Here is a 15880-nt window from a genome sequence, read left to right on the forward strand (position 1 = left end):
GAAGATGAAGACGCTGAAACGACTGTTGGCCGCCGCGTGCCTGTCGGCGCTCGCTGCCTGCGCCAGCACCGGCCAGGACCCGGACCTGACGCTCAATCCGGCCGGCGGTCTGGCCGGCCCGTCTGAACCCGTCGCCGTCCCGGTTCTCTCCTCCGCGCCGCTCGATACCAGTGCGACGGTGACGCGGATCGCCTTCGGCTCCTGCGCTGACGAGAGCGAGGACCAGTCGATCTGGACGGAAATCGCCGCGACGCAGCCGGACGTCTTCCTGTTCATGGGCGATAATGTCTATGGCGATGCCAAGCCCGACGAGCCCGGCTTCAACGATCCGGACCTGCCGAAGCTGCGCCAATCCTATGCCGATTTGGGCAAGAGCAAGCCGTTCGAGGCGTTGCGGCAATCGACGCCGGTGCTGGCGGTCTGGGACGATCACGATTATGGCGTCAATGACGGCGGCGCGGATTATGTGCACAAGCAACAGGCGGAAGCCCTGTTTGAGGATGTCTGGGACATTCCGGCAACGGACGAGCGCCGCCAGCGGCCTGGCATCTATCAGAGCTGGATGCTGGGCGAGGAACACGGCCGCCGCGTGCAGGTCATCCTGCTCGACACCCGGTTTTTCCGGTCGGCCTTCACGCCATCCGATGAGCGCGGCGCCCCGGGCAAGGAGCGCTATGTGCCTGACCCGACCGCAGCCAAGACGATGCTGGGCGCGGAACAGTGGCGCTGGCTGAGCGGTGAATTGCGCAAAACCGCCGATCTGCGGGTGATCGTTTCCTCGATTCAGGTGATCGCTGACGGCCACGGCTGGGAAGCGTGGAAGATGCTGCCTTCGGAGCGCGAGCGGCTGTACAACATGATCAATGCAGCGGGGGCGGAGAATGTCGTTCTGTTGTCCGGCGACCGCCATGCCGGTGCGATCTATCGCAAGGACCTCGCCCTGACCTATCCGCTCTACGAGGTTACCTCCTCCTCGCTCAACCTGCCCGCCTCGATCTGGCGGGAGGAAAGCGGCGAGACCTATGTCGAGCCGGGGCCGAACCGGCTGGGTGGCATGGTCTATGACGCCAATTTCGGCATTATCGACATCGACTGGGAGTTTGAGGCTCTGTCGCTGGAACTGCGCGGTGCCGATGGCGCGATCATTACCCGCGAGGATGTGAGCCTGTCAGACCTGCGGCCCGTATACTGAGTTATCTTATACTCGGTCATTTAGCAGAACCACTTGTCTGGCGCGGCGTGAACTGCGCCGGGGCGGGGGCGTCGCCTGCCTCTTCCTCGGCCGCGCGTTTCAGGCCTGCCAGACCCTTTTCGTAGTCGGGGCCGAGGAATTTCTCCATCATGAAGCCCATATAGGTCGCGACGGGCTGCATCAGCACCGGCACGCCGCGGCGCATGCTCGACTCGAACGCCCATGTCACATGGGTCGAGGACGGGCCCTTTTCCTCCAGCTGGAAGACCGCATGGGCGCCGCCCATGGCCCCGAAATTCAGGTCGCTTTCGATGCCGCGCGGCGGGTCAAAGGCGGTGATGCGCTGGGAGCCATTGCCGACGCTCCTGACCTCGCTGGTCCATGCCATGAGGTGGCCGACACCGGCCCCCTCAATCGTGTATTTCGCTTCCGGGTCGCGCTCGGTCCAGGGCGACCAGACCGGCCAGCGGTTGAAGTCGCCAATCAGGGCGAAGACGGTTTCGCGCGGCGCATTGATGGTGATGTCGCGGCGCATGGCGACATGATCGGGCAGGAAAAAGCCGAGCGCGTAGACGCCGAGAACCAGGACGACGAGCACCAGCAGGGTCAGCAGGAGGAATTCCATCGATCATCTTCCTTTTTGCTCATGCTGATCTGAACCCGGGCCGATGCGCAAGCCAAAAGCGATGTGCCGTATACCCCTATTGCGGGAATTCGCAAAGCGCATTAAGTGCGTATCAGTAGCGAGGACCCAGTATGGCCGATCCCAAATCGCCTGACGAGATCAGGAATAGTCTTGAAGCCGTGTTCCGCCATCACGGTTATGACGGCGTCAGCATCCGCCAGCTGTCCGAGGCGACCGGGCTCAGCCGCACCAGCTTGTATCGTCAGTACCCGCGCGGAAAGCAGCAGATTGGCGAGACCGCCCTTCACAACGTCGTGTACTGGGTCTGCTATCATCTCGTCCTGCCCTTGCGAACGCCGGGCCCGCCCCACGACCGGATGCAACAGGTCGCCGACGCGCTGGAAGAGTTTTACGATGGCGGCATGCGGCCCTGCATGATCGAGTTGTTCACCTTCGGCGAGGCGGGACGGTTGTATGGCGAAACCACGTCGCGTCTGGTCGAGGAACTCATCGATGCCTTCGCGGCCTTTTACATCGAACAGGGAAATCCGGATCTCTGGGCGCAAAAGCGCGCGGAAAAGAACATCACCCTCCTGCAGGGCGCCCTCGTCCTGTGCCGGGTCCGCAACAGCCGCATTCCGTTTCGCCAGTTCCTCAAAAAGCTGATGAAGACAGTATGAGGCCATAAAAAAAGCGGCCTCCGGGGCCGCTTTTTTCCGTGAATTCCGTGAGGGTCGCTCAGGCGTTCTTGCCACGGCGATCGACCTTTTCGGTGATGCGGGCGGATTTGCCGCGACGACCACGCAGATAGTACAGCTTGGCCCGGCGGACCTTGCCGCGGCGCACGACGTCGATGGAATCGACCAGCGGGGAGTAGATCGGGAAGACGCGCTCGACACCTTCGCCGAAGGAAATCTTGCGAACGGTAAAGCTCTCGTTCAGGCCGGAACCGCCACGGGCGATGCAGACGCCTTCATAGGCCTGCAGGCGGACGCGGTCGCCTTCGCGCACTTTCACGTTCACGCGCAGCGTATCGCCGGCACCGAATTCCGGTACCGTCTTGTTCAATTCTGCCATGTGCTCTTTTTCGAGCTGTTCGATGATATTCATTGGTCGTCTTCTTTCTTGTCTGGTGCCGGATTGGACCCCGCTTCATTCCTGTTTTCAGGCAGCAAGTCGGGTCGTCGCGCGCGCGTTATGTCCAATGCCTGCTTCCGGCGCCAGCCGGCAACAGCCTCATGATCTCCCGACAGAAGCACGGGCGGGATTTCCCGGCCCTCAAAGTCCCGGGGCCTGGTATACTGGGGATATTCCAGCAGGCCGCTCTCGAAACTCTCTTCCTCGCTCGATTGAGACGCGCCCAATACACCGGGAATGAGCCGGACGCAAGCCTCTATCAGCGTTTGCGCGGCGACCTCGCCTCCGGCCAGCACGAAATCGCCGATGGAGACCTCCTCCACGTCCCGCGCGTCGAGAAAGCGCTGGTCGACGCCCTCGAACCGGCCGCATAGCAGGATGACGCCCGGCCCCGTCGCCAGTTCGCGTACGCGCGCCTGCTTCAGCGATTTGCCGCGCGGCGAGAGGTATATAAACGGTCGTCCGGCACGGTCGACGCTGTCGGCAGCAGCTGCGAGCACATCCGCGCGCATGACCATGCCCGGCCCGCCACCAGCAGGCGTATCATCGACATTGCGGTGCTTGTTATGGGCATGATCGCGGATCTGGACCGTGTCGAGTGACCACAGCCCCTCTGCCCGCGCCCGGCCGATGATCGAGACATCGAGCATGCCGGGAAAGGCTTCGGGAAACAGGGTCAGGATTGTGGCGTGCCAGTTCATGGGGCGGTCTCGTCGTCTTCACTTTCGACCTCTTCATAGACCGGCGGGTCGATGGTGACCTTGCCAGTGTCAAAATCGATTTCGGGCACCGCGTCTTTCGTGAACGGGATCAGCAGCACACCCTTTTCGCCCGGCACACCGGTCAGTTCCAGCAGGTCGCCGGCGCCGTAATTGACCACCGCCTTGACCGTGCCGAACGGGGCACCGTCCGGCGTGATTGCGGCGAGGCCGACAAGATCCTCGTAGTAGAATTCCTCATCATCGGGCGGCGGCAGGCGGTCGCGCGGCACGAAAAGCTTCGTGCCGGCCAAGCCTTGAGCCTCCTCTCGGGTTGCGATCTCGGGCGAGCGGACGATCAGCAGGCCGGGCTTTGCTTCCCGCACCAGTTTCAGCGTGAAGCTGCGGCCGTCTTCCGTAGAGACCGGACCATAGCCGGCTGCATCGGCCGGCACCTCGGTAAAGGAACGCAGCTTCGCCTCGCCGCGCACGCCGTGGGCGCCAGCGAAAGTACCGATACAGATCATTTTCGGCGTGTCGGACACTCAGTATCCTCGTCCTTCGAGGCTGCGGTGCAGCACCTCGGGATGAGGATACTGATGCAGGCATTGATACCAGGATCAAAGCCCTCATCCTGAGGAGGCCAGCTTGCTGGCCCTCGAAGGACGAGGGCGTTGCAAAAACCTATTCGGCCTTTTCTTCAGTGGCGTCTTCTGCCGGTGCTTCTTCAGCAGGGGCAGCAGCGGCTTCTGCGGCAGCGGCCTTGGCAGCTTCTTCCGCTTCGCGGGCAGCTTCGGCAGCGGCTTCCTTCTCGGCAATGCGCTCCTGGGCTTTCTTGCCAGGTTTCGCCTTGTTGGGGTTGTCGCCATGTTCCCATTTGACGAGCCCGGCAGTGCCAAGGAAGCGGGCAACGCGCTCGGTCGGCTGGGCGCCTTTTTTCAGCCACTCGCCGGCTTTCTCGGTGTCGAGCTGTACGCGCTTCTCGTCATCCTTGCCGAGCAGCGGGTTATAGGAGCCGATACGCTCGATGAACCGGCCATCGCGCGGCGCGCGGGCGTCGGCAACGACGATGTGGTAATACGGACGCTTCTTGGAGCCCCCGCGGGACAGTCTCATTTTCAGTGCCATGATCTTTTTCCTTTCAAACGGTCTGAAGCTAGTGAGGTGGTAGTTCGATCCCGCCAAGCTCGGCGAGGATGTAATGGTGCAACCCGGTCTGGGTCGCGTTGTTAAGCTCGTCTGCATGGATGCCCTGCGCCCGGGCATCCTCGAGACATTGCTCGGTCAGCTGTTCGGCTTTCTGCTCGCGCTCGCCTTCGGGCACTTGATGGACATGCTTGCCGATCCAGTCGGCGAGAAAATTGGATGCGCGTTCGCTCATGGTCAGGTCTCCGACTATTTCTTCTTGGAACCGGGAAGGCCCGGCAGGCCGAGTTTCGACAATTCGTCTTCGGACGGCATCTTGCCACCGCCCATTCCACCGGGGCCACCGCCAAGGCCGGGCAGGCCGCCGCCCATAGCCCCGCCAAAGCCGGGAGGCATCTTGCCACCGCCCATGCCGCCGCCAGCCATGCCGGGCATGCCGCCACCACCCATCATGCCGGCGAGGCCTTTCATGCCGCCCTTCTTGCCCATCTTCTTCATCATGGTGGACATGCCCTGATAGGCTTTCAGCAGGCGGTTGATCTCCTGCACGCTGGTGCCGGAACCGGCGGCGATACGCTTCTTGCGGGACGCATTGAGCACTTTCGGGTTCTTGCGTTCCTTTTTCGTCATGGAGCTGATGATCGCCTCCTGACGGGCGATTTCCTTGCCCTCGAAACCGCCAGCGGCGTCGAGCTGTTTCTTCATCTTGCCCATGCCGGGCATCATGCCCATGATCGCGCCCATGCCGCCCATGCGACGCATCTGCCTGAACTGGTCGGCGAGATCATCGAGATCGAACTGCCCCTTGGACAGTTTCTTCGCCATCGCCTCGGCTTTTTCCTGGTCGACCTCTTCGGATGCCTTTTCGACCAGGGAGACGATGTCGCCCATGCCAAGAATGCGGCCGGCCATGCGCCGGGGATCGAACACATCGAGCGCATCGAGCTTCTCACCGATACCGATCAGCTTGATCGGCGCACCGGTGACAGCCCGCATGGACAGGGCGGCACCGCCGCGGCCATCGCCATCGATCCGTGTCATGACGACACCGGAGACCGGCACGCGCGCCTTGAACTTCTCCGCCGTCTGAACCGCGTCCTGGCCGGTCAGGGAGTCGACGACCAGCAGCGTTTCCGCCGGGTTGGCGATCCTGTGGACCTCGGCGATCTCGGCCATCAGCTGCTCGTCGATCGACAGGCGGCCGGCCGTGTCGAGCATGACGACATCGTAACCGCCGAGACGGGCCGCTTCCATCGCGCGCCTGGCAATGTCGACCGGCTGCTGGCCGGCGATGATCGGGAGGGTCTTGACCTGCGCCTGTTCGCCGAGAATTTTCAGTTGCTCCTGCGCGGCCGGGCGGCGCGTGTCGAGCGAGGCCATGAGGACCTTTTTCTTCTCCTTCTTCTGAAGGCGCAGGGCGATCTTGGCGGTCGATGTCGTCTTGCCCGAGCCCTGCAGACCGATCATGAGGATGGCAGCCGGCGGCGCGACATTGAGATCGAGCGCGTGCTCGTCTTCGGCCCCGCCGAGCATGTCGACGAGGGCGTCGTGGACGATCTTGATGACCTGCTGTCCCGGCGTGACCGAGCGCAGCACATCCTGGCCGATGGCGCGCTCCTTGACCTTGGCGATGAACTCGCGCGCCACCGGCAGGGCGACGTCAGCCTCGAGCAGGGCGACACGCACCTCGCGCATCGCCTCGCTGACATCAGCCTCGCTCAGGGAGCCGCGGCCACGCAGCTTGTCAAAGACGCCGGATAGCCTGTCGCTCAGGGTTTCAAACATATCGATCCTCTCAAGATTACTGCGCCCGGGCGCCCGGGCCCGCCGCGGCGGGAAACCATGCACCAAAAGCCCCCGTGAGCGCATTACGCCGACGGAGGGACATCCCCGGCCCCGTCCTCCATGTAGGTGCGCGATCGCGCAAAGTCAGAGGGGTCGTGCCGGCAGACGCGGAAATCTCATGGAATTTCCGTAAAAGCGATGCGAGCCTTACAGGCTGAAGCCCGCAAGGTCAAGCAAGACGGGCCCGTTGGCGAAACATGCCCTATTCGGCCAGTTCGATATGCTCGCAGGCAATGCGCAGGACGCCGATCATGGACACCCGCCGATGGGTGATCGTGTAGAGCGGGATACGCTGCATGTAGAGCTCGAAATTGACCTTGTCCTCGAACCGGCGGCGGATGATCGCCGCGATATCGTCGCCAATATCCATGACCTCGTTGACGAACGGGCTGACGAGGAACATCCCGTCGATCGCCCCCAGCATCAGCGCGACATCGCCGGCCATGGCGCCCAGCGCATTGGCGAAACAGTGGATCGCCTCGAGGCAGTGCGGATCGGCCTCGTTGCGGGCGTAGAGCAGGATTTCCTGGGCACGCAGGTCGACGGTCTTGCTACCGGCCTTCGCCGCAATATAGCTATAGAGGGTTTCCAGCCCGGGATAGCTGACGACATCGTCGAAGGTGAGCCGGACGCCGCGGTCCAGATAATGCATCATGAAATCCGCCTGCCACCTGTCGCATGGGGCGAAATTGGCGTGGCCGCCCTCGGAATCGATCACCTGCACGGTCTTGCCGGTATGAATGACGCTGGCAACACCGAGACCATAGGTCGGCACGGTCAGGCCGTAGCGCCCCTTGCGATGGGCATAGACCGGCTGTTCCTGGCCGGCGATGCTGGCGACGTCCTTCGGGTCAAGCCATGGCAGGGCCGAGCCCATGGCGACGCAATCGTTAGCGTTAACAATTCGAGTGAAGGCAAAGGCGTCCCGGATCTCGTCAAGCGTGAAGGTCAAATCGCTGCCCGGAATGATGATCCTATCGCCGATCCGCGGTCCGGCATGGGACAGCGCCAGAACCGACGGCATCGCGCCCATCCCGCCATGCTGGTCGATGTAATGGCGCAATAGGCAGATAATGTTATCGAAATCACTGGTCTGAATCTTGAGATAATGGCCAAGGACGGGCTTGTTGCCCGCCTCATCCATGCCGATCCCCATCGCGAAGCGGGTTACGCCGCGCGTGATCTCGACGACGAGAGCGTCGAATTCCGGCTTGTCGCTCAAGCATGCCTCCCTGATTCTTGTCTCGCCCGTGTTTGTCCGGGCGTTGTTTATCGCGCAAGGATGCAGGGTAATTTCTAGGGAGTCATTAACGTAAACGTAAAAGAGGGAAATTTAATATTTCCCTCTCTCAAAAGCTGTGGCTGCCCAGAAATGTCCGGTCGTCAGACAATCCGATCAGCAAAGACCGAACAGCCAAGCGAAGAAACCACAGCTGCCGCCACCGTTACCTCCGCCATTACCTCCGCCATTGCCGTTCCCGCCGCCGTTACCGCCGCCGTTACCGTTGCCGTTGCCATTGCCGCCGCCATTGCCGTTCCCGCCGCCGTTACCGTTGCCGTTTCCGTTGCCGTTACCGTTGCCATTGCCGTTGCCATTTCCGTTGCCATTGCCAGAGTTGCCGTCATCATTGCCGTCGGCATCACTGCCATGCCCGTTATCGCCGTCTTCCTCGCCTTCGCCCTCCGGGGCCTCGCTGTCGCCGCCGCCGTCGCCGGCATCGGTAGCATCGGAGGCACCTGCATAATCGATATCATCGCTATATTCGATCTTGCTGGCATAGCGCGGCAGGCGGACGATTTCCTTTTTGAAGGTCAACGGCGCCATGTCGACGAAATAGCGGTTGTTGTCGTATAGAATCGAAGTTTCTACACTGATGACCATATCCTTGGCATGATTGGTCGGATAGTTCCCCTTGCTGATCTTGTCACCTTTTTTGATGTTCGGCAGATCATGGGACTTGCTCCAGTCCACTTCCCATTTATTGCCTTCGTCGACAAGGCGATACGCCGTGACACGGCCCCTGATCGTCATGTCGCTGCCATAGCGGGCAAGCACGAGTTCGGCAGCGTCGATGATCGTGTTGAACTCGTCATCATCCATCTCCATGGAACGGGTGACGAGGTCAGCCATGATGTCGGTCGCCCGCTGGGCATCGCTCTTGGCCTTCACATAATCAAAGACACTGGCGGACCCGAAGATGAGCAGCACCATAAATGGCAGGATGATGGCGAACTCCATCGCCGCGATTCCCCGGGCGTCGCCCGAAAACCGGTTAAGTCTGTTGAACGTCTCTCTCATGGTCCACCCCCCTTTAGAATGGCTCATTGCGAATAACGGTAGAAGCCGTCAGCTCGTATTTTCCGGGTGCTGACTCTGGCAGTTGCAACCCGGCATTGACGAGATAGAAAGTCAGGTTCTTTAGGCCCGGCACGAGCAGGCTCGTATTCACGCAGACGCGGATGTAAACAATGTCACCGCCGGCTGTGGATGCGAAAGTCGGCTTGTCGTCGTCTGCCAGTGTCTCGCCGGTATTCACGCATGTCGCAGCGCCGGGATCGAAACTGGCGTAGCCGGACAATTTACGGATCTCGAGGGTCACATTGCCATCACAGCCGATGACCGTATGAACAGAATCGCAGAAAATATCAATGACGTCCTCGGCACTCTTGCCCTTGGCCTTGCCGGTATAGATCTGGCGCGAGATTTCCGACACCCCGTGATCGACCATGCCGATCTTGAGATACATCATGCCCGCCTCGAACCCCGAGAAGAGGATCGCAAAGAACAGCGGCGACAGGATGGCAAACTCGATGACGGCAGACCCGCGCCGGTTGCTGGCGAAAAGCCTGTAGTTTCCAAACAGTGCAGAAAATCTCTTGTGCCTGAAAGACATCCTTGAATTCCTCACAAGGTCAGCCGGACGCCATTGATACTGGCGGCGATGGATTTGAAGGCGCTACTGATGTCGGTATCCTCGATATAGTAGTACTGCGAGGTATTCGATGCGCAGTCGCGCAGGATGATGTCAGAGTTGCCACCCTTGGCGATCTGGAACCCGATCGTGTAGACCATGACGCCATTGGCCTTGGCCTCGTTACAGACCTGGGTGAAGTTTGTGCGGTTCTGCGCGTTGCTGTACTTCTGATAGCCGCAGTTCTGCCAGACCCACTTTTTCTGATAGTTGCTCCACGCCCAGTACCCAAGCACATCGCAACCATCGTTCGGTCGCATGTGGTCGGTGGCCTCGCCATCGGTCATGATAATCAGGGCTTTCATCACGCCGCTATTATAGGCGGCCGGATGCTTCGCCTGCTGATCACCGCTGATATGACCCTTCATGTCGGGCGCGAGGGCTTTCAGACCCACCAGGGCCCCGACATCAAGACTGGTATTCCTTGAAATCGTCAGGTCGTCAATCTTGTCCTTGAGATCGCTGCTGTTATTCGACAGGTAAAGCGCTTCATTGTTGCTTTCCGGACAATGGCGCAAGGACGCATCCGGATCATCCTTGAATCGAGGCATCACGTCGAGTGAATTGGCCGCTGGCTTGTTGTCGTCAAACATGCCGACGTCCCACTCGACACAGCCATCCCAGATGTGGCCGTCCGAAAAATTCGTGTCGTGATTTGTATCGATATCGGCAGTCCTGGCGAAACTCTTGAAATCGTCGCCAACGTTCACATTCGAGGAAAACGGGATGATGCTGATCGTCGTCTGGTTTTTCATTTTGTCGGTCAGAACCGCGTCGATGAAGTCTTCGGCCGCGTCCTGCATGTTGGTGAACTTGGTACCATTCATCGAACCGGATATATCAAGAACAAGGGCGATCTCGATATCGGAATAGGTCTGCGTACCGGATGAGGCGATCCTGATATCCATCTTGTTCATGCCGAACATGCCAAGGAAGAAAGTCTGCATCTCGTAGTTTGCCGTAACGTCGACCGTCTTGCCGTTCAACACCTCGGCGACCTTGACATCGAGCTTGATGGCGGACGGGTCGAGCTTGCTCTGGCGCAGGCCGGCCTTGATGAACTGTTCCACGGTTTTTTTCGGGTCGTTATTGTTGTTGATCTCGGAGATCGCAAGAACGCCGGCATCGACCACGCCCTGGATTTCAGAGCGCATCTGGTTCATGCGCACGATATCAACGGCACCGCCGAGCAGCCCCAGAAGCGGAACCGCGACAAGCGCCGTCATCATCGCGACATTGCCGCGCTGGTTGCCGCCGAATGCTTTCAGGTTTGTCAGAACACCCATCGGGCACACCCCATAGAACTTCATTTGAGTTGAATTTTAGGGAATGTGCGTTAATGGCGCGTTGATAAATCCGGTTAACGCGGCATTATCGAGGAATATTTGTGTACAGATGGTTTACGAGTGGTAAATACCGGCGCGAACGCCTTGTTTCAGCTTCCGTCAGCATCATTGATAAAATTGAAAAATTTATTATCCCGATGCGAAGGATTTGAGCTGGCACGGTTTTCTATACGTCGAACCGGCCCAGATCGGTGTTCTTTTTGAGGTTTCCGGCGACAAAGACGCGTCCGTTCATTACGCCGTGAACACCGGCCGGCAGGCATTGTGCGGCAATGATCGCCCCGCCGAGATTGAACGGCCCGTCGGAATGGAACAGCGAAAACGGGCGCATCGCGCCGGTGAGAACGACCGTCTTTGGCTGGCCCTTCAGCGCCGTGTCGAGATAGCGGGCGGTGTCACCCATCGTGCTTGTGCCATGGGTGACAACAAGGGCGTCCTCCGTGGCTGCGCGTATCGTCTGCGCCAGCATTTCCCGGTGGTCATCGGTCATGTTGAGGCTGTCGAGCATCATCGCGACCTGGGTGACCGGAAAGTGGCAGCGGCCGTAATGAAGAATTTCAGGGATCTGGGTCGACCCGTCTGCGGCAAAGGCAAGCGCCTCCGTATAAGGATCGTGCACCTTGTCAATGGTGCCACCGGTCACGAGAATGCGCACAGGCTTCATTGTTTCGTCTTTCCGCGGAACACGTCCTCATCGAGCGCGTCTTCCCATTTTGCAACGACGGTCGCGACAGCGGCATCGCCGGTTACATTGGTCAAGGTCCGCATCATGTCGAGCAGGCGGTCGAAGGGAAAGATGAAGGCGATGACCAGAATTGCCTGTTCCTCGGGCACGTTGAAGACCGTCAGCACGGTAATCGCGAGGAAGAGAGAGGCCGACGGAATGCCGGCTGCGCCGATCGATGCCATGGTTGCGGTCAGGGCGATCATCACATAGTCGATGAGCTCAAGCTCGATACCCAGCGCCTGCGCCGCGAACAGCGCGACGAGGCCGAGATAGATCGAGGTACCATCCATGTTGATGGTCGCGCCGAGCGGCAGAACCGAGCCGGCGACGGATTTCTTCACACCGAGATTGTTGCTGACATTGGAGATGGTGACGGGCAGCGTCGCCGACGAGGACGCGGTGGAATAGGCCGTCGCCATCGCGTCGAGAATGCCACTGATGAAGCGCACGAAAGGCAGGCCGAGCAGGATGCGGATGATGCCGCCATAGACGAAGACGATCTGGACGAGACAGGCCGCGTAAAGAGCGATCGCCAGCTTGCCGAGATTGACGAGGACGCCGAGGCCCTGTTCGCCGAGCACCCAGGCCATGAGGGCGAAGACGCCATAGGGCGCCAGCTCCATGATGAAGACGGTCATTTTCAGGATCGCGTCGGCGGCGGATTCCATGACCTCGCCGACCCGCTTGCCCTGTTCGCCGGCCATGAGAATGCCGACGCCGAACAGGATGGCGAAGAAGATGATGCCGAGCACATCGGCGCTCACCATGGCGGCGACGGGATTGGTCGGGATGATTGCCAGCAGGCGGTCAACGAGCGATGGCGCCCCACCCTCGATCCGGCTGGTCAGGGTATCGACGGCAGAGGTGCTGGCCTGGCCGTAATCGACGCCGACACCGGGCTGCAGCAGGATGCCGAAGAGGATGCCGATCGTGACGGCGAAGACGGTCGTGCAGATATAAAAAGAGAGCGTCTTCAGCCCAAGCGAGCCGAGCCGTTTCGGGTCGCCCATGGAGATCACCCCCGCGACCAGTGTCGTGAAGATCAACGGCACGACGAGCATGCGGATCAGATTGACGAAGGCCTGGCCGATGGGCTGGATCGCCGGCGCAGATTCCGGGAAGAAATAGCCGCAGGCCCCGCCGGCAATGAGCGCGAGGATTACCCGCAACCACAATGGCCATTTGGCCACGCGGCCAAGCAGGAAGAGAACGGCGAAGACCGCAAGGGTGATGATCCAGAAAGTTGCGGCGCCCAATGCCATGCGTGTTCCCCTTGTCGCGCTGATGCATGCACGCCCGACACGCCATGCAGAAAGAAAAAGTCCCGGCGAGCACTATGCCTGCCGGGACCTGTGAGGGCAAATTATTCCGCGTCTTTCAGCTGGCGGAGGAAGTAGACATATTGCAAGGCATAGCGCCGCGCCGACTGCTCGCGATTGGCGCTGGCCGAATGCCCCCCCTCCGTATTCTCGAAATACAGGAACGGATGTCCATATTCCTCAAGCCGGGCACCGAACTTGCGGGCATGACCCGGATGGACGCGGTCGTCCTTGGTCGAGGTGAAGATGAACGGGACGGGATAGTCCGCGTCCGTTGCAAGGTTCTGATAGGGCGAGATCTGTTCGAGGAACGGCCGCTCCTCGGCGATATCGGGGTCGCCATACTCGCCGACCCAGCTCGCGCCGGCTAGCAGCTTGTCGTAGCGCAGCATATCCAGCAGCGGCACGCCGATGCCGATGGCGTTGTATAGGTCCGGCCGTTGCACCATGGATACGCCCGTCAACAGGCCGCCATTGGAGCCGCCGAGAATACCGAGATGGTCCGGCGCGCTGATGCCGCGCGCGGCGAGATCTTCGGACACGGCAAAGAAATCATCATAGATGATCTGGCGGTTGCCCTTCAGGCCGGCCTGGTGCCATTTCGGCCCGAACTCGCCACCGCCGCGGATATTGGCGATGACATAGACGCCGTCGCGCTCCAGCCACAGCTTGCCGGTCACTCCGGAATAGGTCGGCAGGATCGAGACCTGAAAACCGCCATAGCCATATTGCACCGTCGGCGCCGGGCCGTTTTCAAGGACGCTTTCCTTCGCCGTGACGAAATAGGGGATTTTCGCTCCGTCCGTACTCGTCGCTTCATACTGGCGCGTCACCATGCCTTCGGCATTGAAGAAGGCCGGGCTCGATGCCAGCGTCTCCGGGTCGAGGCTGTCGGCAGCGACGTGATAAAGCGTTTCCGGCGTCAGCGGGCTTTCGAAATAGACCAGCAGGTCGCCCTTGCTCTCATTGACCGAGGCAACGGACACGACGCCCGTCTGTGGCAGGGCGATCGTCTCCTGCACCCAGCCATCCGTGCCCGGCGTGAATTTCAGCACCTTGCCCTTGATGTTGTCGAGCAGCTCGGCATAGACGACGCCATCGGCGGCGGAGATGCCGTCGAGGGCCTGGCGCTCCGTCGGCTCGAACAGGCTGGTGACTTCATAGGTTTCCGGGTCCATGGCGACGAGCGCGCCTGTGGGATATGTCGCGCCCTGATGGTCCCAGTCCTGCTTCAGCGAAATGATGAACTGGCCGCCGGTCACGCCAACCATCGAGGCTTTCGGCGGCAATGGCAGCTGAACCAGCGCACCATCATCATCCATCAGGTAATATTCGCTCTCGTAGAAGGTCACCGCGCGGACGATGCCGGCCCAAATCTTGTCGCCGGCATGATCGGTCCACGGGAAGACGCCGACATCGCTCGTCTCGCCCTCGAAGATTACCGGGGCGTCGGCGATCGCCTCGCCGCGTTTCCACAGGCGCACGGTGCGAGCATAGCCGGATTCCGTCATCGTGCCTTCACCGAGATCCATGCCCGACAGCATCGTGTCCCGGTCGATCCAGGCGGTCGAGGCCTTGGCCTCTTCCAGCATGAAGCCGTCCTCGACGAAGGACTTCGCCGCGATATCGAATTCGCGGCGCACCGCTGCATCCGAGCCGCCGCGCGACAGGGTGATGATGCAGCGCTCGTAATCGGGCGCCAGACAGTCCGTGCCGCTATAGACCCAGTTCTCGCCTTCTTCCTCGGCCAGCGCGTCGATGTCGAGGATCACGTCCCAGTCGCGGCTGCCGGCGAGATAGTCCGCCGCCGGCATGCGCCGCCACAGGCCGCGCTTGTTGGCGTCGTCCTGCCAGAAATTATAGGCATGGTCGCCGCGCAGGGCTGCGGTCTGGATGCGCTCATCGGAATTGAGGATCGCCAGCGCCTCTGCCTTCATCGGCTCGAAGCGCTCATCGCCTTCGAGAATGGCGAGGGAGCGGGCGTTTTGCGCCTCGACCCAGTCCAGGGCCTTCTCGCCCTCGATTTCCTCCAGCCACAGATAGGGGTCGTCGCTCATGGCGGTTTCACTTTCTTCCTGGGCTGAGGCGGATGAGAGGAGGCCGGGCGTGATCGTCGCGGCGAAGAGGACTGCTGCCGAGGCGAGCAGGACTTGAGAGTTTTTCATAAGATTCCCTTCTGAGAGGTCAGCGGTCACCTGATCGCTCCTTCTTGACGGGCAAATGACTTTACCCGTCACGAAGGAGTGAGCGGCCTTGCGCCGTTAGCGCGGCTGCAGAACCACTGTCGGGCGCAGATTCTGCTGAACTTCCGCTGCATTATAAGAGGCCGGATCGTTCGGCTTCGTTCCCTTGCCCAGCAGGATGTAGGCAATGGCGCTGTAGCGGGTGGTCTCGCGTACGTCGAAATCGCTCGGACCCCAGCCAAAGCCGTAGCCGTAATAGGGGAACGGGCGGCCACGGCCATAATAGGCGTAGTCGGGCCCGCCGATGGAGCGGTAGCTGGTCGATTTCTCGGTGTCGTCCTTGACCATGGTGAAATAGTCATAGCCATTCATCAGGGTCAGCTCCGCCGCACGATAGAGCAGGTAATTCTCGACCTGCTCGCGCGAGGTCAGCGAATTGCCGCGGAAGGTCACGCGATAGCGGTTGCTTTCGATCTGCTGCTCGGAGAAGCCATAGCCATTGCCCTCTGCCGTCGGCCCATAGGGTGTCGAGGAGGCGCAGGCGCCGAGGACGGCAAGGCTGCCGAGAGCGAGGAGGGTGGAGAGTGTCTTTTTCATTTCTGGTCCTTTCGACCGCGATGGTCTGCGGTCATCATGTTGCATTGTAACCTTGCGGCCGCCGCTGCTGCGTTAACTTTACGTGAGGAGCAT

At 60.7% G+C, this 15880-nt stretch carries 17 protein-coding genes; 2 read left to right on the forward strand and 15 right to left on the reverse strand.

All coding sequences use genetic code 11. From position 1 onward, the window contains the following. Positions 1–4: 4 nt before the first annotated feature. Positions 5–1192 (forward strand): alkaline phosphatase D family protein, encoded by a 1188-nt coding sequence (locus tag IEV88_RS12025; protein ID WP_188158213.1) that lies wholly within the window; start codon positions 5–7, stop codon positions 1190–1192. 16 nt (positions 1193–1208) lie between these two features. On the opposite strand, the gene IEV88_RS12030 is transcribed toward IEV88_RS12025, so the two are convergent. After that, positions 1209–1817, reverse strand: a complete 609-nt coding sequence (locus IEV88_RS12030) for an SRPBCC family protein (protein ID WP_188158212.1) — start codon at positions 1815–1817, stop codon at positions 1209–1211. Positions 1818–1948: 131 nt separating this feature from the next. Between IEV88_RS12030 and IEV88_RS12035 the strand changes: the two genes are divergently transcribed. Further along, positions 1949–2497 carry a TetR/AcrR family transcriptional regulator gene (locus IEV88_RS12035; RefSeq protein WP_188158211.1) on the forward strand — a complete coding sequence of 183 codons (549 nt, stop codon included), beginning with the start codon at positions 1949–1951 and terminating at the stop codon, positions 2495–2497. 58 nt (positions 2498–2555) lie between these two features. Here IEV88_RS12035 and rplS read toward each other — a convergent pair whose 3' ends face one another. The 14 genes from rplS to IEV88_RS12105 all read right to left on the reverse strand — a co-directional run bounded on the left by rplS (position 2556) and on the right by IEV88_RS12105 (position 15787). Next, positions 2556–2927, reverse strand: a complete 372-nt coding sequence (gene rplS, locus IEV88_RS12040; RefSeq protein WP_188158210.1) for a 50S ribosomal protein L19 — start codon at positions 2925–2927, stop codon at positions 2556–2558. Next, positions 2924–3655: a tRNA (guanosine(37)-N1)-methyltransferase TrmD gene (trmD, locus tag IEV88_RS12045; protein WP_188158209.1), complete on the reverse strand. Its 732-nt coding sequence runs from the start codon at positions 3653–3655 to the stop codon at positions 2924–2926. Before trmD ends, rplS begins: the two co-directional genes overlap by 4 nt. After that, on the reverse strand, positions 3652–4197 hold the full coding sequence (gene rimM, locus IEV88_RS12050) for a ribosome maturation factor RimM (RefSeq protein WP_206711180.1): 546 nt from the start codon (positions 4195–4197) through the stop codon (positions 3652–3654). Before rimM ends, trmD begins: the two co-directional genes overlap by 4 nt. 139 nt (positions 4198–4336) lie before the next feature. After that, on the reverse strand, positions 4337–4780 hold the full coding sequence (gene rpsP / locus IEV88_RS15325; RefSeq protein WP_188158208.1) for a 30S ribosomal protein S16: 444 nt from the start codon (positions 4778–4780) through the stop codon (positions 4337–4339). 28 nt (positions 4781–4808) lie between these two features. Continuing rightward, positions 4809–5033, reverse strand: coding sequence for a DUF768 domain-containing protein (locus IEV88_RS12060; protein WP_188158207.1), 225 nt, complete (start codon positions 5031–5033; stop codon positions 4809–4811). A 14-nt stretch (positions 5034–5047) separates the two neighbouring features. Further along, the gene (gene ffh, locus IEV88_RS12065) at positions 5048–6583 is read right to left on the reverse strand and encodes a signal recognition particle protein (protein WP_188158206.1); all 1536 of its coding nucleotides are present in this window, start codon (positions 6581–6583) and stop codon (positions 5048–5050) included. A 262-nt stretch (positions 6584–6845) separates the two neighbouring features. Continuing rightward, positions 6846–7865, reverse strand: a complete 1020-nt coding sequence (locus IEV88_RS12070) for a glucokinase (RefSeq protein ID WP_188158205.1) — start codon at positions 7863–7865, stop codon at positions 6846–6848. A 174-nt stretch (positions 7866–8039) separates the two neighbouring features. Continuing rightward, on the reverse strand, positions 8040–8942 hold the full coding sequence (locus IEV88_RS12075; RefSeq protein WP_188158204.1) for a TadE/TadG family type IV pilus assembly protein: 903 nt from the start codon (positions 8940–8942) through the stop codon (positions 8040–8042). Positions 8943–8955: 13 nt separating this feature from the next. Further along, positions 8956–9537: a TadE/TadG family type IV pilus assembly protein gene (locus tag IEV88_RS12080; protein WP_188158203.1), complete on the reverse strand. Its 582-nt coding sequence runs from the start codon at positions 9535–9537 to the stop codon at positions 8956–8958. Positions 9538–9548: 11 nt separating this feature from the next. Next, positions 9549–10901: a TadE/TadG family type IV pilus assembly protein gene (locus IEV88_RS12085; RefSeq protein ID WP_188158202.1), complete on the reverse strand. Its 1353-nt coding sequence runs from the start codon at positions 10899–10901 to the stop codon at positions 9549–9551. Between the two features lie 226 nt (positions 10902–11127). Continuing rightward, a complete protein-coding gene (locus IEV88_RS12090; protein ID WP_188158201.1) occupies positions 11128–11625 on the reverse strand; it encodes an asparaginase in 498 nt (165 codons plus the stop codon). After that, positions 11622–12950: a dicarboxylate/amino acid:cation symporter gene (locus IEV88_RS12095; protein ID WP_188158200.1), complete on the reverse strand. Its 1329-nt coding sequence runs from the start codon at positions 12948–12950 to the stop codon at positions 11622–11624. Before IEV88_RS12095 ends, IEV88_RS12090 begins: the two co-directional genes overlap by 4 nt. Before the next feature lie 101 nt (positions 12951–13051). Beyond that, positions 13052–15172, reverse strand: coding sequence for a prolyl oligopeptidase family serine peptidase (locus tag IEV88_RS12100; protein WP_188158199.1), 2121 nt, complete (start codon positions 15170–15172; stop codon positions 13052–13054). Between the two features lie 96 nt (positions 15173–15268). Further along, positions 15269–15787, reverse strand: coding sequence for a CC0125/CC1285 family lipoprotein (locus IEV88_RS12105; RefSeq protein ID WP_188158198.1), 519 nt, complete (start codon positions 15785–15787; stop codon positions 15269–15271). Positions 15788–15880: the final 93 nt, after the last annotated feature.

The sequence above is a fragment of the Aquisalinus flavus genome (genome assembly GCF_014640095.1).
GTDB classification, from domain to species: Bacteria; Pseudomonadota; Alphaproteobacteria; order Caulobacterales; family Parvularculaceae; genus Aquisalinus; species Aquisalinus flavus.

Bases quoted from the DNA above. Each gene is read 5' to 3' on its own strand.
- IEV88_RS12025 (WP_188158213.1), top strand. From the start codon at position 5: ATGAAGACGCTGAAACGACTGTTGGCCGCCGCGTGCCTGTCGGCGCTC.
- IEV88_RS12080 (WP_188158203.1), bottom strand. From the start codon at position 9,537: ATGTCTTTCAGGCACAAGAGATTTTCTGCACTGTTTGGAAACTACAGG.
- ffh (WP_188158206.1), bottom strand. From the start codon at position 6,583: ATGTTTGAAACCCTGAGCGACAGGCTATCCGGCGTCTTTGACAAGCTG.
- IEV88_RS12100 (WP_188158199.1), bottom strand. From the start codon at position 15,172: ATGAAAAACTCTCAAGTCCTGCTCGCCTCGGCAGCAGTCCTCTTCGCC.
- rpsP (WP_188158208.1), bottom strand. From the start codon at position 4,780: ATGGCACTGAAAATGAGACTGTCCCGCGGGGGCTCCAAGAAGCGTCCG.
- IEV88_RS12085 (WP_188158202.1), bottom strand. From the start codon at position 10,901: ATGGGTGTTCTGACAAACCTGAAAGCATTCGGCGGCAACCAGCGCGGC.
- trmD (WP_188158209.1), bottom strand. From the start codon at position 3,655: ATGAACTGGCACGCCACAATCCTGACCCTGTTTCCCGAAGCCTTTCCC.
- IEV88_RS12105 (WP_188158198.1), bottom strand. From the start codon at position 15,787: ATGAAAAAGACACTCTCCACCCTCCTCGCTCTCGGCAGCCTTGCCGTC.
- IEV88_RS12030 (WP_188158212.1), bottom strand. From the start codon at position 1,817: ATGGAATTCCTCCTGCTGACCCTGCTGGTGCTCGTCGTCCTGGTTCTC.
- IEV88_RS12095 (WP_188158200.1), bottom strand. From the start codon at position 12,950: ATGGCATTGGGCGCCGCAACTTTCTGGATCATCACCCTTGCGGTCTTC.
- IEV88_RS12060 (WP_188158207.1), bottom strand. From the start codon at position 5,033: ATGAGCGAACGCGCATCCAATTTTCTCGCCGACTGGATCGGCAAGCAT.
- IEV88_RS12035 (WP_188158211.1), top strand. From the start codon at position 1,949: ATGGCCGATCCCAAATCGCCTGACGAGATCAGGAATAGTCTTGAAGCC.
- IEV88_RS12090 (WP_188158201.1), bottom strand. From the start codon at position 11,625: ATGAAGCCTGTGCGCATTCTCGTGACCGGTGGCACCATTGACAAGGTG.
- rplS (WP_188158210.1), bottom strand. From the start codon at position 2,927: ATGAATATCATCGAACAGCTCGAAAAAGAGCACATGGCAGAATTGAAC.
- IEV88_RS12075 (WP_188158204.1), bottom strand. From the start codon at position 8,942: ATGAGAGAGACGTTCAACAGACTTAACCGGTTTTCGGGCGACGCCCGG.